A 20,965-nucleotide genomic window follows, 5' to 3' on the forward strand; every position below is an offset into this window, starting at 1 on the left:
TAATCTTTAGCATCATATTATAAGCCTAGGCTTAATGAATATAGAGCCTGCGACCTTCGCGCATAACTTCAACGAGCTCTGGCGCGCTTAATTTCTTTTTTAGGCGCTTACTGTACTCATCATCATAAATTCGGTATTTACCATGGCGGTCAATGACGGTAATTTCTGATTCTTGATAAATAGCGAAAATACGATGGTCGCCAACATACACCCAAGTTTTATCTCTCGGCTGCATTAGGCTTTGATCTGAACTGTAATCAGATGCTGGGTTAGTACAGCCTAATGTTTGAGTCATTATGGCTGGCACTAAGCCGTTATGAGTTGTACGGTAATTGATTTGTTTACCGCTATCTTCATTTGGCCAATGGATAATCATCGGCACATGTACACTGGCTGGTGACAAATTGACACTGGCTTCGTTGGAGTTACTGGTAAATATTTTGCCATTAATACCAGTGATCACTACCAAGGTCTCTTCAGAAAGGCTTGCAACCACTTTTTCAATTTGCTGATCGATAAAGTGCAGTGATTGGCGGTATTGATTAAACAACACTTTTTCAGCAGGTTTTAACTTAGATGCTGACTGTACGGTTTTGATCCCTAAAAAGCCGATAGGGGTGTCGTAACTCTCTGGCGACTTTAAGTTCAATAGACTAAACCATGGCGATGATGTTGTTTGTGTCCACTGCTGCAAATTCTCTACAGATTGCAGGTCAGATTTTGCGTAGCTATTGGCATGTTCTGCATCGATACGTTTAAAGTCATTAAATATAGCCTGCGGCATTGCTGAGGTATCTTGAGTGGTAAACAGACCTAACTGATAACCTTGTTTGACTAATTCTTGAGTGATTACCGGGCTTTCAAAGTGCAAGTCTACTGCATTTGAATAACTACCTTGTAAGCCATAAAGTAAGCTAAACATGCCGCTGTTAAATTGATTACCACCACTTAAGTGCTGGGTAAAATTCATATTTTGTTTTGCATAAGCAGCGAGGAACGGCATTGTCGCAGGATCGATTAAATCCGCGCGTAGACTATCAACAGCAATCAGCAGAATATTGGGTTGCTTGTCTGCGGTGCACTGCATAGCCGCTAGTGGGTATTCTAAGCTGACTTTGGGTGGGGTTTTATTCTTTTTATTTTGGATCCCTTCAATACCGTAGCTTTCCATTAAGCTTTTAGCGGTTGCTGGGTAGGATAAAGGATAAGCATCGTCAAAATGAGTGATCTCGGTTACATCTGCAGCATCACCCCATATATGGACTAAGTGGCTTGCAACAAAACAAGCGCCGACGACTGCGACAACTTTATTACCGATATTAAGCTTGCGAATTTTTTCGATACGTTTCCACAGAAAATTAGCAAGGGTTAGCTCTATTGCTAAAATCGCAATAGGCGTGATTATGTATGAGGTACCTCGCAATAGTGCATTTAAATCAGCCCAAGCAAGATCAAATACAAAGGGACTTAAATGTAAACCATAGTCGTCATAAATCACTGTATCGTATAAGAGTAAACAGAGACTTAAGGTGGCAACGATTGCGGCGTAACCTCTAAGTATTTTGGAATAAGGTAGAATTAATGTAATAGGGAATATAAGCACCAAATAGACCATAAAAGCTAAGAAGCTAAAGTGACCTATGGTGCTGATAACTAAATAGCCCCAGCCAATAAATGATTCCGGTAAACCTATGGTGTCGAGATACCGGTAACCGACAATAATGGCTAATAAACCATTAATAAAGGCAAACCAATGTCCCCAGCTTACTAAGCGTGAAACGCGATCACGTCCAATCTGTTTTTGTCGCTCGACCATGTTGATCCATTTATTGTTGAGGCGAGTAAAAGGGTAAAACACTTGTTTACCCTTTACTTATTTAAACTAAATATCGTTGTATATTAGTTAGATTTTACTGATTGTGACAAGGCTTTAGCAAATTGCTCTGTAACGACTTGACGTGCTTCAGCTGGCACTTTGTTTTGCAATAAGTGAGTTACGCAGTTACCTAGCGCCATTAAGCTTAAGTCTGTTGGAGACTGATGCTTATCTAGCACAGCAAGTAATTCAGCGATAATAGACTCTACTTGAGCATTAGAATATTTAGATTGAATAGCCATAATTAAAAAGGTTCACTTTAAATCTTGATTAACGGCATATAATAACGGATTTTTTATCGAAGCTCCGCACTTTTATCGTACTTTTTGTTGTTTCAAGTGTTAGACATTGTCGACCAGCGTTTTTGTCCGTTGGCTTTACCTAATAAACCACTCATTATCTAGATAACCTTGCTTATTTAGCTACGATTAAGGCCGTAGTTTTGTCGATTATTAGTTAACGAATAATAGGTATATTTTCAAGCTGATGTTTGACAACAAATATGGATTTATTGGCGCTCTGTGGTTATGATAGCCAGCACTTGCAGTCAGGCAAATCAGAGATGATTGTCTGCAGTGAAACCACTTTCGTAAACATTAAAGAGCGTAGGTTAACTTGTTGCGCTCCTTGCCAAATTTTATCGAGGCTCAATGAGTATTAACGTCGAACAAGCAATTATTCACTCCATTATTCAAGATGGTGAAGGTCAACTAAGTTGTCGATTGCGCCCACAGCCTTTGCTTAACAGCCAAGCGGTTGAAGCGATGCTAGAAGAGTTGCACCAAACATACACCACTAAGGCTGGTAAAGGGTTTGGTCATTTTGGGATCAACGGTGAAGATGGCGAAGCGAATACTAAGTTTGAAGAAGCGTTAAAAACTTATCGCAGCGGTGAGCTTGGTTTTGTCGAGTTTTCTGGCATTGCAGGTAAGTTGTTGCAAGAAGAGTTGTCTAAGTATGATTTTAGTACTGGCGGCTTCTTACTTTTGTCTTGCTACACCTACATGACCAGTGACTATTTGTTCGTATCTTTGCTTAATGCTAAATCATCGATGACAGTACTTGATGATATGGAGCTATCGCAAAATACTCATCTTGATCTGAATAATGTTCAGCTCGCGGCGCGAATTGATTTAACAGAGTGGCAAGCGGATCCTGAATCTAAAAAGTATATCTCGTTTGTGCGCGGTCGCGCTGGCCGTAAAGTGGCTGATTTTTTCTTAGATTTCATGGGCTGTGTTGAAGGTGTTAACACTAAAGCGCAAAATAAATCGTTGATGAATGCGGTTGAGGATTTTGTTGGCAATAGCGAGCTGACTAAAGATGAACGTCAACAAGCTCGTGAGCGAGTATTTGATTACTGTACTGAACGCTGTGACGAAGGCGCCTCAATCCAAATTAAAGATCTGGCTGATGAGCTAGCTGATCAAGGTATGGATTCGTTTTACGATTTTGCCCAAGGTGGGTCTTATGATTTAGCTGAAGAGTTCCCAGGTGACAAACCAACGCTACGTCAACTTAAAAAGTTCTCTGGCACAGGTGGCGGAGTGACGTTAAGCTTTGATGGTCAGCACCTGGGCGAGCGTGTTATTTACGATCCTGTGTCAGACACCATTATTATCAAAGGCGTCCCTGCAAACCTTAAAGATCAATTAGACCGTCGCCTTAAAGGTGAATAGTCGTTTGGTATAAGCCGCAGAGTTCAGCGACTTTTAAACCGAGCCTAGTGCTCGGTTTTTTGTTTCAAGCCTAAACCTCCTAGTTCCATAGGTAGATTTTTTACTTTTATAAGCAATATTCTTCTCTTCTAAGTGCGCAAATTGTAGCGACAGTTGCACTTGTTATAAAACCACTCTGTTAACACTAAAAAAGTCGAATGTTAGTTCGGTTCAATGTAAGCTACAGCAATCAATGTAAAAGGGCTATTATAGCCTTTAAAACCCCCTTTCATCCTGCGGCCATATGCTGCATGGACTATGACAGGTAGACTGTTTTTCTACCTAGGAGCGAAAATGCAACTGTTTGTTAAAGATTTAACCGTAATCGATTTTTCATATTTGTGCCCTATTAGAGGCATGGTCGGTGAAAGCTGGATTGTTGATGTGCTACTTGATGGTGGTCTCGATGAACAAAACATGGTGCTCGACTTTGCTAAAGTAAAACGCACCATCAAAAATACCATTGATGATGTTGCTGATCACCGTTTGCTTATTCCTACGGCTTTTAGTGAAGTGCGTTGGCAACAACAAGGTGACCGCGTGTGGATGGATTTTTCAAGCCAAAAAGGCGATATTCATTTAGCGTGTCCATCGCAAGCTTTTGCGTTGATCCCAAGTGAGATGATTGATTTTGAAAGCGTGAATAAGTTTCTTCAGCAAGCGCTTAAAGAAGTACTCCCGAATAATGTCGAAGGGATTTCGTTGACGTTACGCAATGAAATTCACGATGCACCTTACTATCACTACAGCCATGGCTTGAAAAAGCACGATGGCAATTGTCAACGCATTGCCCATGGTCACCGCAGCCCTGTGACGGTTTTTGAAAACGGTGTAGCAGCACCAAAATGGGATGAGTATTGGGCTAAACGTTGGCAAGATATTTATTTAGGGACGATTGAAGATCAAGTTTCTGTCAGGTCTTTAGAACTTTCACCGCAAACAGATATTAAAGATGACACTCACTTTGGTTTTCACTACCAAGCACCACAAGGAGATTTTCAACTAGCGATGCCAAAAGCGTTATGCGATATTTTGCCTCACGACACAACGGTTGAGCTGCTTGCTGACTATATGGCGCAAACTTTATCTGATAAAGAGCCAATGAGCGATTTTAAAGTGATTGCATTTGAAGGTGTTGGTAAAGGTGCTATTGCCACTCGCAGCGCAAAATAGCTTGATACTTAGCCATCGTTAAACGATTAATAAAGCAATAAGGAGTCGCTTTGAGACCTTTAGTACAAATTATATTGACGAGTGTTTTCTCTAGTTTGGCGATGCAAGCCAGTGCTGGGGTCGAGTTAAATGGTGAGTTATCTCAAGGCGCACTTATTCGAGCTAAAGTTGAGCCTGGTACTGAAGTATTTCTCAATGACGAAGTGGTAAAAGTTAACGATAAAGGCCAATTCGTATTTGGTTTTGCCCGTGACGCACAAGCAGAGCAAATGCTTAAACTGGTTTATGCCGATGGCTTAACTGAGCTAAAACCTTTAAAAGTGAAGCCTCGCGAATATAAGATCCAAAATATTACTGGGATCAGCAAGAAAATTATGCAGCCGGATCCGAAAGCGCAAGCGCGGGCAGCACAAGACTCTAAACAGGTTAGAGAAGCAAGGGCGCAATTTACCGCAAATGATGCTTTTAATCAGCAGTTCATTTGGCCACTAACTGGTAGAATATCAGGGGTTTACGGTAGCCAACGTATTTACAATGGTAAACCGGGAACACCGCACTATGGTGTTGATATTGCCGCTAAAACTGGAACAGTTGTTGTGGCACCGGCCGATGGGGTTATATCTCTTTCTGTGGCTGATATGTTTTATTCTGGCGGAACCATGATTATCGATCATGGTTATGGCGTGAGCTCGAGTTTTTTGCACTTAAGTAAACTTTACGTCAAGCCGGGGCAGATGGTTAAACAAGGCGATAAAGTTGCTGAAGTTGGCTCTACAGGCCGCTCTACTGGTCCACATTTAGACTGGCGAATTAATTGGTATCAAGTTAGGTTAGATCCAACAACTGTTGTACCGTCGATGAAAAGCGTATTAGCGAAACAGCAGTAAACCACTAGTAAACATAAGTTAGCCAATAAAAAAGCAGTCAGTAAGACTGCTTTTTTTGCTTTGAATCCTGCATTAAAAAATCTGTGGTGCGCCAAGCTTATTGCGGTAGCTTTTTATTGGCTTGTACAATTCTACCTTGAGCCAAAAATTAGTTTTTCAAAGTATAACGTCCCACAGTGGAACTCTTACTCTTTATAGCGATTCTTCCACTTAAACAATACTGAATACTTCCACAAAGTATTGATCACAAAATACCCTAACAGCGCAAAAACACCAGCAAGAACCACACAGCCTAATAGAAAAGGTGGGCCAATGGTTTCGAGTGAAGCTTGCACCCAATGCCAACTAGCTTCGAAGTTAAAGGCTTGCGGTTCATGGCCAAGTAATGTCGCGCCGAGTAAATAAGCGATGTAAAACATGAATGGCATGGTGATTGGGTTAGTGATCCAAACCAACGCGACTGATAATGGTAAGTTGACATTAAACAAAATTGCTAATGCCGCGGCTAACACCATTTGAAAAGGCATCGGTAACCAGGCAACAAATAGGCCTACCGCGAATGCTCCAGGAGCGGAGTGGCGGTTTAATGTCCATAAATTGGGTTTTAATAGTAGATCACCAAACATGCGCAAGTGCTTATGCTCGCGCAATGTTTCAGGTTTTGGCATGAATTTTTCAATAAATTTTTTTGGCATAACTTCTATTTGCTGTCTTAACTTAATGCACTATGAATCGATTTATGTGCGGCTACTGCATCACCATTGTTTCTACAATGTTTTGGCCATCCTTGGTTAGTCTATATATCCTACCTTTACTAATCGTAGTGGTTATTACAGCCTGTAGGCGTTTTCCATTTATCGCCGGAAGTCTATTAGCGATAGGCTGGTTCAGTGTTTTCTATTCGTTATTAATGAGCTGGAGTACAGACGAATATGGCAAAGCACTGAATATAGAGGGCGAGATAGTATCATTAGTTAGCTCAAATCGCGACTGGATAAGCGTGGATATTATTCTTTTAGGGTTAAACTCACCCCAGATAGGCCAAAGTAAAATGCGTTTATTTTGGCAAAAGCCACCGACAGTCTCAGTTGGTCAACGCTGGTTATTGACCATAGAACCCAAACCTATTACTAGCATCCTCAATCAAGGTGGGTTCAATCAGCAAAAGTACTTTCTCGCTAAACATATTATAGCTAAGGGAAGTGTTATTAGTGCAGAGTTGATTACTGATAATCCTTCCTACAGAGCGCAACTAATCGCACAACTTAAACCTGTTTTGAAATCTTATTCAAGTGGAGATCTTATTCTCGCGCTAGTGTCAGGTGACAGATCTTTAATCACTAAGGCACGTTGGCAAGAGCTTAGAAGTAGCGGCGCAGGGCACCTGTTTGCAATATCCGGGTTACATTTATCTGTGGTGTCTATGTGGCTGCTGCTATTGGCAAGACTAATACTATACCGACTCGTGCCAATCAACAGTCGGCGTAATTGGCTTATATGCTTATTATTGGCCGGTATCGGAGCAATCTTTTATGGTTATCTAGCGGGCTTTGCCGTTTCTACCCAACGTGCACTAGTTATGTTAGTTGGCTTCATTGCTTTTAGTGCTTTAAGTCGTTATTCATCAAGCTGGGAACGTTTGTTGTATGCATTATTTATCATCTTAGTTATTGATCCTCTGAGTATTTTAAGTGCCAGTTTTTGGCTTTCTTTTAGTGCATTAGCCATTATATTACTGACTGTATCCAGAGTTAATTCGCTAACGAGTATTGCAAGCACCACTGTTTTAACTCCTGAAGCGGAGTCTGATAATCAGTTAGTAAAACAAGCGCCAAACCAAAGCTATTTTAAGCTGAGCAAAATCAAGCTCTATAGTGGGCTTAAGATGTTTTGGGCTGTTCAGTGGCGGTTAACCATTGCAGTTGGCATTATTCAGGCTATTTTTTTTGCTGGCACCTCTGTTACAAGTCTTTTCGTTAATATGTTACTGGTGCCTTGGTTTAGCTTTGTATTGATCCCCATTAGTCTATTATCGTTAGTTAGTTTTATGGCATTTACCGCATTGGGGCTTTCTGGCTATTGGTTGTTTGAACTATCGGCATTATTGATGGAGCCTGTAGTTGCTATATTGAAGGTGACGACTGAGTTTAGTTTTTCCTGGCTTGTAATTTCTGATGAGTTACTTGCGGTACTGCTAGTTGCCTCTATTAGCTGTTTTTTGATCGTTAATATTAAGAGTACACATTGGCGGCTGGTGTTATCTGTGATGCTATTGCCTCTGATCTTGTATGGTGGATTTAGGCTGTATTCGCCTGTCATGAATAACCGTTGGCTGGTACATGTGTTGGATGTTGGCCAAGGCTTAACTGTTGTTATTGAACAAAATAAACGAGCTGTTATATACGATACTGGTGCGCGTTATGGAGAAAGCTTTAGTTATGCTGAGCGGGCGTTGCAGCCTTTTTTAATCAGTAGAGGCATAACTGACGTTGATTATTTAGTGGTTAGTCACAGTGATAATGATCATGCTGGTGGCGTAAACTATATGCTTGCTAACTACCCTAACGTCAAAGTGATTGCTGACTTTAGTTTATTAAAGAGTAACACTGATGAACCATTATCCAGCAGCGAGAAGGCTTTTCAGCGTTCAAGTAATAAAAACTTAAGTCATAACAAGCCGGTAAGTCAAAGTGAATACAGTAATAAACCTGATATAACTTGTCGGCCCAATAAACTTGACTGGCAGCATTTACGGTTAGATTTTATTGCACCAAACCAACCACAAAAAGGAAATAATGGCTCTTGTGTAATAAGAGTCAGTGATAGCAGCAACAGCTTGCTACTAACGGGTGATATAGAGAAACAAGTAGAGCTTGCCTTAGTTGCTAAGGGGAAATCATTGCAGAGCCGCTTGTTGATTGCTCCTCACCATGGCAGTAATACATCTTCAACTGCTGAATTTATTGATGCAGTTGCACCTGAGTTGGTGGTCTTTCCTGCAGGATTTAATAATCGCTACGGTTTTCCTAAGCAAAAGGTGGTTGAACGCTATCAACAGAGAAATATTTCGGCTCTTACTACAGGAGTTGAGGGGCAGGTAAGTATTATATTTAACCAAAAATCAATGCAAGTGCGCACATATCGCGCAGATTTTGCACCATTTTGGTATAACCAAGTGTTTAGGTTTGGTCAGATGCAAAATCCAGAGTAGAATGCTTCTTTTGCCAATATGTTAATTTCTCAATGACAACATCTCCTAAAAATGAAGTCTGGACTGTATTTAAGCGTTTACTGGGTTATTTAAAGCCTCTTAAAGCAGTGCTTGCTTTAGCCATTTTTGGCCTAGCTATGTATGCCCTTGTGGATGCGACCTTTATCGCGGTGATTAAACCCTTTATTGATGAAGGCTTTGGTGGCCAGGCCGGCCAAGCTGCGCAGGCAGCTGGAGGCATAGGCAGTATTGATTTTGGAACTGGTGCAGGTTTTAACTCTGAAAGTGATGTCTTACTGATAGCACCTTTCGTGGTTATTGGTTTATTTTCGCTACGCGGCCTAGCTAACTTCCTATCTACTTATTGTATTTCATACATGAGTGCTCGGGTGATTATGGATATGCGCCAAGAGGTATTTGAGCATTATCTTACTTTGCCTGTGAGCTATATCGACAAAGAGAACACGGGTAACTTAATTTCGCGTGTTACGTACGATACTGAACAAATTGCTCGAGCTTCCGGTAGCGCGCTTATTACTATTGTTCGCGACAGCATTACTGTAATAGGCATGATTGCAATTATGTTCTATTTCTCATGGAAATTGTCTTTAGTGATTTTAGTGGTTGGCCCAGTGATTGGGTTAGTGATCACCGTGGTGAGTCGTCGTTTTCGTAAAGTATCTAAGCAAATTCAAACGGCAATGGGCGGCGTAACAGCAGCAACAGAGCAAATGATCAAAGGTCATAAGAATGTATTGTCTTTTGGCGGCCAGCAAACAGAAGCTGAGCGTTTTGCAAAAGTAAATAATCAAAACCGCTACCAAACAATGAAGCTTGCGACAGCGCAGGCCATTAGCCAACCTTTAGTGATGATTATTGGCTCATTCGCGTTAGCTTTTGTGTTGTATGCAGCAAGTCTTGATAGCATGAAAACCGAGCTCACAGCCGGTACTTTCGCAACTATTCTTGCGGCAATGCTTGCCATGTTGCAGCCGATTAAAAACTTGACGCGAGTTAATGCCGAGTTTCAACGGGGTATCGCTGCCTGTACAACGGTATTTGAATTGTTAGATACCCAACCTGAGAGTGATAAAGGTACGTTAGATGTTGAGCGCGTTAAAGGCGATTTGACGTTTAATAATGTTAGCTTTAGTTATCCAGGACAAGAAAAACTGGCGCTAAATGGTATCGACTTTAAGGTTGAACAAGGTCAAACACTGGCCTTAGTTGGACGTTCAGGCTCAGGAAAATCGACAATCGCAAGTTTAGTGACGCGTTTTTATACTGGTTTGCAAGCGGGTGAAATCACACTTGATGGCCATAATATCGATGAGTACAAGCTTAAAAATTTACGTAGCCAAGTGGCATTAGTATCACAACAAGTGACGCTATTTAATGATTCTATCGCTAATAATATTGCATATGCTTATCCTGGTGTTGCAACAAGAGAGCAGATTATTGAAGCTGCGACACTTGCACATGCGATGGAATTTATCGAGCCGATGCCTGAAGGTTTAGATACGCAAATTGGTGAAAATGGCGTAATGCTGTCTGGTGGTCAAAGACAGCGTATTGCGATTGCGAGAGCAATTTTGCGTAATGCACCGGTACTTATCCTTGATGAAGCAACATCAGCATTGGATACCGAGTCTGAAAAAGCGATTCAGCAAGGTCTTGATAATCTACGCCAAAACAGAACTTCAGTTGTGATTGCACACCGCCTTTCTACCATTGAAAGTGCAGATCAGATCTTGGTAGTTGACCAAGGCCAAATTGTTGAGCGCGGTAATCATGAAACCTTATTGGCTCAGGGCGGCGTATATGCCAACTTATATCAAATGCAGTTTGGTAGCTAAATGCAGTCTTGGGTAAATAAATTATGGTACCAAGGTCATCCACTTAGATTTGTGCTGTGGCCTTTGTCGTTGTTATTCACACTTATAACGAGCGTAAGGCGACAACTGTTTAAACTTGGTGTAAAGCAAGCGACTAAGCTGCCTGTGCCTGTGATAATTGTTGGTAATATTACCGTTGGCGGAAGTGGTAAAACCCCAATGGTTATCTACTTAATCGAGCTGTTACGTAAACAAGGCTATCACCCAGGTGTTATTAGTCGTGGCTACGGGGTTGAGATCGATGGCGTGCGCGCAGTTATAGCAGGTGACTCAGCAACGGATGTTGGTGATGAGCCAGCGATGATAGTCGCTCGCACTCAAGTGCCTATGGTTGTTGGCGCTAAAAGAGTCGCTGCTGCGGAAAAGCTATTAGCTGACTTTGATGTAGATATCATTATTAGTGACGACGGCCTGCAGCATTATCAGTTAGCCCGTGATATAGAGCTAGTGATCCTAGATGGTGAACGCCGCCTAGGTAATGGCATGTTACTGCCTGCTGGCCCTTTGCGGGAAGGCGCATGGCGTTTAAATCATGTTGACCATGTTATAGTCAATGGCGGTGCAGCTACCGCTAATGAACAGGCAATGGCATTAGCACCTGCAAGTTGGCAGCCTGTTTCGGTTAATCACGATGGTAAAGGTGCGCCAACAATAAACGACTCGCTGGTGGCTATTGCGGGAATTGGTAATCCGCAGCGTTTCTTTGATTCATTGCACTCACAAGGCTATCAAGTTACGCAGTCACAAGCATTTGACGACCATAGTACCTATAGCGAAACGGTATTGGACGAGCTAGCAACAGGACGCTTGTTAGTGATGACTGAAAAAGATGCGGTGAAATGTCGCGATTTTGCAAAAGATAACTGGTGGTATCTCGCAGTTGATGCGAAGCTATCTTCCTCATTTGATAAACAACTATTGGCTAAAATTGATCGGCTAGTAGCAGATAAGTAAAGGCATTCAAAATGGCATTTGATAAAAAATTACTCGAAATCGTTGCGTGTCCAGTGTGTAAAGGCAAACTTGAATATAATAAAGAAGCGCAGCAGTTAATCTGTAAGGCAGACAAACTGGCTTATCCTATCAATGACGGTATTCCTGTGTTACTAGAAAACAAAGCTGAGCCATTAGCAGAGTAATTTAGTTGACTAGTCCTGAAATAGGTTGACACTTTTTTCAGTTTAAGACGCTCGATGAACTTCATCGGGCGTTTTGTATTTTAAGGCCATATGTGGCCTTCGTTGATTATAAATTGCTACCGACTCTGCAACCATTCTTTTTGCATCTGCAAGGTCATTTGGCTTGCTAATCAAGTATTCGTTTTTAAGTATTCCATTTATCCGCTCTGCAAGTGCATTTTTATAACAGTCATAGCCATCCGTCATTGAGCATGTGACTCCGTGCCTATGGTGTAATGCTTGATACTCTGCTGAACAATACTGTATGCCTCTATCTGAGTGGTGAACAATACTGTATGCCTCTATCTGAGTGGTGAACAAGGTGACCACTGCTTTGTCTATTTCTTAATGCCTGCCTAAAAGCCTGCTTGACTGAGCTCGTCTTCATGTTGTCATCAACTTGATAGCCCACTATTTTTCGTGAGTAAGCATCTGTGACTAGACTGACATAAGTTTCCCCTGAGTGTGTCGGTAGATAGGTAATATCTGCCACCCACAACTGCTCAGCCTTTGTCACATTCAGCCCAGACTTAACTAAGTTAGGGTGACAATGAAAACGATGATGACTATTCGTTGTTTTATGATAAGCACGCCTTGTTGGCACCAATAGTCGATGCGCTCTCAGCAACTGAAATAACCTGTCTCGGCCAATATTTAGCTCGCAGTTTTGCATCAAGTATTTCAACTTTCTCGCACCGATACGCGGCTGAACCATTCTCTCAAACTGAACGAACTCTATCACGCTTTCCTCAAACAATATCTGACGGCTATGGCGCTGACATTGTTGATAATACGCCTGACGTGAAATCCCTAAATATCGACATGCTCGAGCAACTGATAACTTTAGGATGGCTTTTTCTTGAACGATTTTCCTTTGGGCTTTTTTACCATACGAACCCCATAGTCTTTTTCTAAAACGTTAACGACGGCCTCAAAGAATTCTGCTTTGATTTTGGTATCTTCTAATTCTTTTTCTAACGCTTTAATCCGCTGCTCAGGAGTCAGTTCAGTTTTCACTTTAGTCATAGTCCGGCCTTTTGAAAGAAACCTTGGTGTGCCATTAGACCAATCTAACCGACCGTGCTTACGTAACCAAACTAAAACAGTAGAGCATCCTTGAATACCATAATGGTTTTGAGCCTGCGCATAAGTCATTTCTCCCTTTTCTACCTGGTCCACTACAGCTAGTTTAAAAGCAAGGGAGTAATCTTTCTGAGTTCGCTTATTTATTGATTTCATCACACTCTCCAAAAAAGGTTTGAAAAGTGTCAACGTTATTTAGGATGGGTCAAGTTCGCCTAAAAAAGCGCCTTAATGGCGCTTTTTTATTGGCTGCGATTTAACTGTATGTTAACGAATTAACTCAATTGCGTGTACTTGTAAGGTTGCCTCTCCACCATGCTTATCGGTCATACTGGGTGTTAAATAAAGCGCAGTGATCTCGTTCAGCACTATGCCGTGATCTACCGAACTTTTTGGTGTCCAGTCCGGACGTGAGAAATCATCAAAATTCACTTCCACCGTATTCCAATCACTGCTTGCTGGAAGCTTTGTTTGGTAATGAGCATAAGTCTTATCACCGTCCTTACCGTAATGTGACTGAGATAGTTTTATCAGTAGGGGGATATCGCATTTATAGGTAAGGCTGATCTTTTTTGTATCCGCTAAACTGTTTGCCTCAGGCGAGTATATAACTTCAACCCAAGAGTTACGCTTGGGATCAACTCTAGGTATACGCTTGAAGTTAACCCACACACCATCGGCTGTGATCATTTGATTACGAAATGTGGCAGTACTACCGTAAGGATCGGTTGCATAACTCCATTGAGAGGGAACGAGTGCCGGAGTTTGTTCGGTAGCTAGGCTTGTTGGAGTGTTAAGAAGTGACGTGGCTGTTAGGCCAACTAATGCAAGTTTCACTAAGGGGGTCATGATTATCCTTATCATATAAAAAGACATTGCTTATTGAATGCGCTTAAAGTTGATTGGCGTTATCAAGCAAGGTTTATTGAAATTAGGATAACAAATTTACATTTTAATATTGTCTTGTTTTATAAATACTTATTTTTATTATTTCTTGTTCTAGTGAGCTCAGCAGTAGACTGATTTTGTGCAGGTATAGGTGGAGAGAGCTTCACTGGATTAGAAAGAGAAAAATAGCGACCCGGTGAGCCATACATTGAGCTATACATTGAGTTAAGCCTATAGATAACCTCGTGTTATATCGTTTAATTAATTGTCATATCGTTAACTAAGTGTGTAACCGATTTAGCCCCCCAAAAAAGACCAAAACCGTAAAGGGTTTTGGTCTTTTTAGCAGAAACTTGCTATGTAGCTGGTTATATTACAAATTACCTTTTAACTTTTTACAACCTAGCTTACAGTTAGTCTTAGAAAGTGATGTTAACAGTTATGTACTGCCTAGCTGCTTATTCTAATTCCTTACTCTGTATTGTTACGGTATTTACCAGCCATCCGATTCACAAAGCTTGTTCACAAACCTCATTAATAAAACTCATCCGCAAAGCTCATTCATAAAGCTCATTCATAAAGTTCATTCACAAGACTCATTCATAAAGCGGGGCTATCAGGCGTTATTCATCCAAGGCAATACTTTTCGAGAGAATCGATTTGCTTGCCCAAGTCGAACCGCACTGTTGTAACGCATTCTATAAAGTGCTTGGTAACACAGAGGCACTAAATACAAACTCGTCACGGTAGAGAAAGTGAGGCCACCAATAATCGCAATTGCCATAGGTGAGTATGAAGGACCACCGCCACCAAGTTGGGTGTCACCCATGGCTAGTGGTACTAAACCGAGTACCGTGGTGCCTACAGTCATCAATACTGGGCGCAATCTTGTATAACACACTGCACTAATCGCATTTGAAAGCTCATCTAACGCGGGTGACATTTGGTTTATTTGGTCGACTAGAACAATACCGTTATTCACTACAATGCCCATTAGGATCAAAATTCCAATCATCGCCATAATCGACATGGGTGTACCGGTAAATAGTAGCGCCCAAAACACCCCTGTAATTGAAAATAAAATTGAGGTGATAATCGCTGTCGGTAACAACAGTGATTCAAATAGGGCGGCCATAACAATATAAATCATCGCAATGGCTAAGATCATATTGGTTGCCATTACCGCCTCATCTTCATCTTGCTTTTGAAAACCACCTCTTAATGAATAACCGTATCCAGCTGGAAAGTTAACGCTGTCCATTACTTGGGTAATTTTTTCTTGCGCTTCTTCGGTGGTTAACTCATCTAAATTAGCGCCTATTGATAATGCAGTTTGTCTATCGTAGTGTCTAATAGTGTCGAATCTTGGTAAGATCTCAATCTTGGCTAAACTAGCTAAGGTATAGACTCGATTATCGATACGGATTACTGGTAACTGTTTTAGTTTCTCTAGGGATAGACGCCACTGTTGCTCATAGGCCATTTCAATGCGTAGTTCACCACTTGGATCATGTCGAAATGAGCGCAGCGGTGTACCACGTAATGCCATTGAAATACTCGAAGCCACTTCATTGAGCTTTAAATCTAATCTAGCTGCCATTTGACGATCGATACGGATCAATACCTCTTGTTGAGCACCATTGAGTTCTGAACGCACATCAGTGAGACCGTCAATATTGCTAAGGAGTGGGATCACTTGTTGGCTTAAGCGAATAAGCTCTGAGGTCGAACGTCCGGTAAGTGATATCCTTACGCCGTTATTTTCACCACCCCAGCCAAATTGCGGTGTAGCAATCGCAAATTTAGGAAACCCCTCGCGGATGTTTTTTTTCAGCGCTTTCATATCAACTTCAACATCTTCTTTTAATATTAAGGTTGATTGGCCTCTGTCAGCTGAAAAATAACTGTATACCGAATCAATATGAAACTTATCTTTATTAGCATAAAGATAGGTTTCCATTTTGGTGATCATGGCTTCGGTAACATCTAAGCTATGTCTGCCTTCTACTTGGTAATTGATGTATAAGCGGTTATTGCTTTCTCCGTCAGACTGATCTTGACTGACCATACTCAGTGGCAGTGCCGTTGATGCTAGGATGACAATCGCCAGTACCCCTGATATCCGTGGATGCGCCAAAATACAATTTAGGCTTTTTTGATAAGTGGTTTGTAATCGGCTTGGACCGGTTCGAGGTCTGGCTGCAAAATGTATCTTACTCAGCATCAGTGGTAGCAAGGTTTTTGCTACTAGTAAAGAGGCGGCAAGTGAGATACAAATCGCAATGGCAACATGCTCTAAGAAAATGGTTAGTTCGACTTTTACACCAAAAATATTCGGCAAAAATACGATTGCGGTAGTCAGTGTACCTGCTAGCACCGCAAGCGACACTTTATCGACACCGCGTAAAATTGCGCTGCTTTTTATTGTTTGGTTAGCAGATGTCGCTTTTCTATCATTTGTATCAAGGTTATTGTTCGATACAAAATTGTTGGTAGCTTCCGACGTTAAGCTGTTAGCCGATTCGGCCTGCTTTTCTTGTAAAACACTTTCAGTTACTACCACAGCGTTATCAATCAACATACCTACTGCAAGTAATAAGCCCATCATGGATAAGATATTGAGGCTGTAGCCTAAAAAGTACATGGCTGCTAACGTCATGCAAATAGCGATAGGTACCGATGACACGATAACTAATGTCATTTTCAGATCGCGTAAAAATAGATACAAAACCACGAAAGACAGTAGCGCACCTATTAAGCCTGCTGCAAGCAAATCGCGTAGTGATGAGGTTACGCCGTAAGCCTGATCTTCCATCACAAACAGCTTAATTCCGTCAAATTGTGAGTTTTGTTTAGCCTCATCAATCACCTTCATAACGCGCTGTGATACGTCAACTAGATTCGCGCCTGACTCTTTAAATACATCAAGACCCACTGCATAATTTTGATCTAAATGACGGCCATCTAGCCGCTCTGGCAATGAAAAGCTCACCGTTGCAATATCGCCAAGGGTGATCCCAGGCGCTAATACAATTTTGCTGATATCATCTAAGTTTCTAAACTCACCTTTAGGTGATACTTGATATACACGTGATTGAGTCTTTAGAACGCCAGCATTAATGACAAAGTTTTCCTGCTGTAGTCGTCTGTTAAGTGCTTGCACTGAAATATTACTGGCAGAAAGTTTGTCAGCATTAATACGGATCTCAATTTGCTTTTGCTCCACACCATAAAGGGTGACTTGAGATACGCCTTCCACACGCTCAAGTGGCTTTTTTAGCTGTTTATCCAGTAAATCAAATGCACTTGAAAGCTCGCGGTCACTGGATATACGTAAATTAAGCACTGGCATATCGGCGGTGCTGAACTGCCTGATAAACACTCGCTCTACATCCTTTGGCAGTAAATGACGCACGGCATCGACTTTCTCTCGTGCTTCTAAGCTTTTGGTTGCTACGTTCTCGCCCCATTTCATTCTTAAGTCGATTTCTGCGCCATTTTGTGAAGAGCTTGAGCGCATCTCTTCAATACCGCCCATCGTGGCTAATGACTCCTCTAGTATATTGGTAATATCACGCTCAACTTCAGCAGGTGTAGAACCTTTATAGGGAACCTCTACAATAACTTGCGGAATATCGATACCTGGAAACATCTCTAGCGGCAGTAATCTGCTTGAAGCTAGACCAAATAATAGTATTGCCACAAAAAACATGGTGGTGGTAACTGGGCGTGCTAAGGCAAAGCGAGTGATATTCATACTTCACCTCCATTAAGTGCCTGACTACTTGGTGTAAGCGTGTTTTTATTGGACTCTGTTGTATCAAATTGCTTTCTGTCAAAAACCGCATACAGCACTGGTATTACAACCAGAGTAAGTAGGGTCGATAGACATAGACCAAAAATAACCGTAATCGCCATTGGTGCTCTTACTTCACTACCATCACCTAGGCCAAATGCCATCGGCGAAAGACCGAGAGCAGTCGTCATTGTGGTCATAATGATTGGGCGTAGACGAGATTTTGCCGCGTTTGATATTGCGCTAAGTTTATCTTCACCGTTTTGGCGTAGCTGATTAATTCTATCGACTAAGACAATGGCGTTATTCACCACAATACCAGCCAGCATTATGAGGCCGATAAACACCACTACGCTTAAGTGGGTTTGGGTGATAAAAAGTCCAAAAACGCTGCCAGCTACCGCCATCGGCACGGCAATAAGAATAAGTAGTGGATGCAACAAGGACTCAAATTGACTAGCCATGACCAGATAAACTAGAAATACCGCTAACACGAGTGCAATTTGCAGTGACTTAAATGAGTGTTCCATCTCCTCGTTTTGTCCGCCGAAGCGCGCTTGAATCGAATTGGGCAGTGTTTGTGCGGCTAAGATATCACGGGCCGTTAATACCGCATCGTTTAAATCACCATAAGCAAGAGAGGCAGAGACTATTGCAACTCGCTGCTGGCTAATGCGATTAATCGCTGAAGGACCAAGCTTCAAACTCACGTCAGCTAGGGCGCTAAGAGAAATAGGATGAGAGCTATTGGGATTAATAATCATCGAGTCGATATCGCTTATTTGGTTACGCTCATCAAGTTCACTACGCACTAATATATCGATCTTACGGTCACGTACAGTGTATTGACTGGCTACAGTGCCACCAATACGTTGGGCTATGCGGTTAGCGACCATAGGCGCATCCATACCTAATGCAGCTAGACGTTGATGATCAAAGCGAATGCTTAGCTCAGGTTGACCGTCGCGCAGACTCGTATTGATATCAGCGAAACGGTCTGAATCATCGAGAGCCTCAACAAGATTATCTGCAGTTTGCTTAAGTTGGGCTAAGTCATAACCAATCAGCTCTATCTCAAGTGGAGTCTTAAAACTAAATAGCTCAGGATGCTGCACTTTAGCTTCAAGCTCTGGAATGCGCATCGCGGTTGCTCGAAGCTTATCGGCTACAGCATCAAAAGCATGCGGATCATTAAGCACTACTTGCAAACGTCCCCAGTTTTCTCCACCACGAGAGGTGTCTGAAGTCATTAAACCGCCGCTACCTGCCTGGCTATAAGCATGTTTTACATCCGCTCGATCTTTAATCGATAGCGCCAATTTACGTAAGACGCGGTCTGTTTGCGCCACTTCAGTACCTGGCGGCAGTAGCACTTCAACATAAAATTCACCTTGGTTCATTGGTGGAATGAGCTCCATGCCTAAACGAGGCACAAGTAGGGCGGCGCTTGCTGTAACCATTAACGCTATTGCTAATGTAAGTACTCGAAATTTAAGTGCTGCAGCTAATAGCTGATGATATAAACGCTCAAGTTTGCTGTAGCACCAGTTAAAACCGCCGCTTACCGGGCGCATTATCAGTCCTGCTAACCATGACAGGCTGCGGCCAATGATGAGTACTAAAGTTAATAGCGCACTTGGCAAGTAGTTAAATAGCAAAACAAAGGGAAACGAAAACACGGTGGCACTGTAATGTTTTAATTTAGCGAGTTTTGTTTCCGGCTTAGGCTTAGCTGTTTTCTCTAACAATGGTGGCAAAGCTTTAAAGCCTTCACGAGATGCCAGCATGGGAATCGTGGTTAGTGCCACAAATAATGAGGCGAGAAGGGCGAAGGTTACGGTTAATGCTTGGTCTGAAAACAGTGCACCAGCCACGCCATCGACAAATACCAGTGGCACAAACACGGCTAGGGTTGTAAGTGTTGAAGCAAAGATGGCACCGGCCACTTCTTTTGTACCGGTTACCGCCGCCTCAAGGCGATTCATACCGAGTGATTTACAGCGGTCAATATTCTCTAGTACTACAATGGCGTTATCGACTAAGAGCCCAACGGCTAAGGCTATGCCACCCAGTGACATGATGTTAAGGCTAATATCAGCAAAGTACATCATGTTAAAAGTGGCAATGACTGAAAACGGAATCGAAATAGAAATGATCAGCGTCGGGATGATATCGCGTAAAAACAGGTAGATGACTAACATCGACAATAAACTACCTATGAGTGCTGCACTGGTTACTTCTTTTACTGCGCTTTCAATAAATTCTGACTGATCGTAAATAACCTTGAGCTCGCCTTTAGCGTTATGCTGATTGAGTTTACTTAGCTCATTGGTCACTTTATGTGCAACTGCCACGGTGTTGGCATCACCTTCTTTATAAATTGCTAGCTCAATCGATTCTTTATCGCCAATTCGTGTGACATCATTACGCTCTTTATAGGCATCAACTATGGTTGCAACTTCAAACAGTCGCACTAATGTTTGCTCATCTCGGTAAATCACAATTTGACCAAGCTCATCGAGCGAGTTGAATTGGTTAAGGGTACGAACCAAATATTCTTTATCGCCTTGAATCACTTTACCGGCCGAGAGGTTAATATTTTCTTCAGCAATACGATTTCGAATAAGCTCAGCGCTTAAATTTAGCTGGGTGAGTTTTTGCTGATTTAATTGAATGTGTACTTCTTGCTGTAAGCCGCCAGAAAGGCGCACCGCAGCCACACCACTTAAAGATTCTAGTTGGCGCTTGAGCTCTTCTTCTGCGTAGGTCCGCATCTGTTTAAGCTGTGTTTCACTTATTTCGTCACTGGGGTTATCTGTTGCCGGGACTGAGAGCGCTAGGCGCACAATTGGGTCCAGATTTGGGTTAAAGCGCAGTAATAATGGCTTTTTTACATCAAGTGGCAACTCTATGGTGTCGAGTTTTTCTCTCACATCAAGACTTGCCATGTCCATATCTGTGCCCCATTCAAACTCAAGCACCACATCAGACATACCAGAGCGTGAAATAGAGCTAATTTTTCTTAAGCCTTTTACTATGCCTGCCGCTTCTTCAATTGGTTTAGACACCAGTTGCTCTACTTCAACTGGTGCCGCGCCCACATATTGGGTGCGGATAGTAATGGTTGGGTAACTTAGATCGGGTAATAATTTGACTGCAAGGCGAGAGAAGCCAACCATGCCGAAAAGGATCACCGCAAACATAAACATCCACACGGTGACAGGTCGATTTACTGCTGTTTTTATAATAGACATAACGTG

General features: G+C 42.0%; 13 protein-coding genes and 1 pseudogene. 7 read left to right on the top strand and 7 right to left on the bottom strand.

Features of this window, described 5'->3' with window-relative positions:
- Positions 1 to 31: 31 nt before the first annotated feature.
- Entirely contained in the window at positions 32 to 1,816 is a 1,785-nt protein-coding gene (locus tag L2740_RS00130; RefSeq protein ID WP_248948571.1) for a DUF3413 domain-containing protein, read from the bottom strand.
- Between the two features lie 83 nt (positions 1,817 to 1,899).
- Positions 1,900 to 2,118 carry a YejL family protein gene (locus L2740_RS00135; RefSeq protein WP_248472663.1) on the bottom strand — a complete coding sequence of 73 codons (219 nt, stop codon included), beginning with the start codon at positions 2,116 to 2,118 and terminating at the stop codon, positions 1,900 to 1,902.
- A 408-nt stretch (positions 2,119 to 2,526) separates the two neighbouring features.
- Here L2740_RS00135 and yejK point away from each other — a divergent pair, with 408 nt between their 5' ends.
- The 3 genes from yejK (at position 2,527) to L2740_RS00150 (ending at position 5,654) form a co-directional block, all read left to right on the top strand.
- On the top strand, positions 2,527 to 3,555 hold the full coding sequence (yejK, locus tag L2740_RS00140) for a nucleoid-associated protein YejK (RefSeq protein ID WP_248947933.1): 1,029 nt from the start codon (positions 2,527 to 2,529) through the stop codon (positions 3,553 to 3,555).
- 333 nt (positions 3,556 to 3,888) lie between these two features.
- Positions 3,889 to 4,767 (top strand): 6-carboxytetrahydropterin synthase, encoded by an 879-nt coding sequence (locus L2740_RS00145; RefSeq protein WP_248947934.1) that lies wholly within the window; start codon positions 3,889 to 3,891, stop codon positions 4,765 to 4,767.
- A 101-nt stretch (positions 4,768 to 4,868) separates the two neighbouring features.
- The gene (locus L2740_RS00150; RefSeq protein WP_248948573.1) at positions 4,869 to 5,654 is read left to right on the top strand and encodes a M23 family metallopeptidase; all 786 of its coding nucleotides are present in this window, start codon (positions 4,869 to 4,871) and stop codon (positions 5,652 to 5,654) included.
- A 185-nt stretch (positions 5,655 to 5,839) separates the two neighbouring features.
- On the opposite strand, the gene L2740_RS00155 is transcribed toward L2740_RS00150, so the two are convergent.
- Positions 5,840 to 6,349, bottom strand: a complete 510-nt coding sequence (locus L2740_RS00155) for a DUF2062 domain-containing protein (RefSeq protein WP_248947935.1) — start codon at positions 6,347 to 6,349, stop codon at positions 5,840 to 5,842.
- Positions 6,350 to 6,426: 77 nt separating this feature from the next.
- On the opposite strand from L2740_RS00155, the gene L2740_RS00160 reads away from it, so the two are divergent.
- Genes L2740_RS00160 through L2740_RS00175 form a run of 4 tightly spaced genes read left to right on the top strand, consistent with a single transcriptional unit; the run spans position 6,427 to position 11,899 of the window.
- Positions 6,427 to 8,865 (top strand): DNA internalization-related competence protein ComEC/Rec2, encoded by a 2,439-nt coding sequence (locus L2740_RS00160; protein WP_248947936.1) that lies wholly within the window; start codon positions 6,427 to 6,429, stop codon positions 8,863 to 8,865.
- Positions 8,866 to 8,897: 32 nt separating this feature from the next.
- Complete coding sequence (msbA, locus tag L2740_RS00165) at positions 8,898 to 10,721, top strand: lipid A export permease/ATP-binding protein MsbA (RefSeq protein ID WP_248947937.1); 1,824 nt, start codon at positions 8,898 to 8,900, stop codon at positions 10,719 to 10,721.
- A complete protein-coding gene (gene lpxK / locus L2740_RS00170; RefSeq protein WP_248947938.1) occupies positions 10,722 to 11,714 on the top strand; it encodes a tetraacyldisaccharide 4'-kinase in 993 nt (330 codons plus the stop codon).
- An 11-nt stretch (positions 11,715 to 11,725) separates the two neighbouring features.
- A complete protein-coding gene (locus tag L2740_RS00175; RefSeq protein WP_084221416.1) occupies positions 11,726 to 11,899 on the top strand; it encodes a Trm112 family protein in 174 nt (57 codons plus the stop codon).
- A gap of 42 nt (positions 11,900 to 11,941) precedes the next feature.
- Here the strand turns inward: L2740_RS00175 and L2740_RS00180 are convergent.
- The 4 genes and pseudogenes from L2740_RS00180 to L2740_RS00195 all read right to left on the bottom strand — a co-directional run bounded on the left by L2740_RS00180 (position 11,942) and on the right by L2740_RS00195 (position 20,959).
- Positions 11,942 to 13,177: pseudogene (locus L2740_RS00180) on the bottom strand (IS3 family transposase).
- Between the two features lie 111 nt (positions 13,178 to 13,288).
- Positions 13,289 to 13,870, bottom strand: coding sequence for a carbohydrate binding domain-containing protein (locus L2740_RS00185; RefSeq protein WP_248947939.1), 582 nt, complete (start codon positions 13,868 to 13,870; stop codon positions 13,289 to 13,291).
- Between the two features lie 655 nt (positions 13,871 to 14,525).
- Positions 14,526 to 17,666: an efflux RND transporter permease subunit gene (locus tag L2740_RS00190; protein ID WP_248947940.1), complete on the bottom strand. Its 3,141-nt coding sequence runs from the start codon at positions 17,664 to 17,666 to the stop codon at positions 14,526 to 14,528.
- Complete coding sequence (locus tag L2740_RS00195; protein ID WP_248947941.1) at positions 17,663 to 20,959, bottom strand: efflux RND transporter permease subunit; 3,297 nt, start codon at positions 20,957 to 20,959, stop codon at positions 17,663 to 17,665. The genes L2740_RS00190 and L2740_RS00195 overlap by 4 nt, the downstream gene beginning before the upstream one ends.
- Between the last annotated feature and the right edge of the window lie 6 nt (positions 20,960 to 20,965).

This window comes from Shewanella pneumatophori (genome assembly GCF_023283895.1).
In the GTDB taxonomy this organism is placed as follows: domain Bacteria; phylum Pseudomonadota; class Gammaproteobacteria; order Enterobacterales; family Shewanellaceae; genus Shewanella; species Shewanella pneumatophori.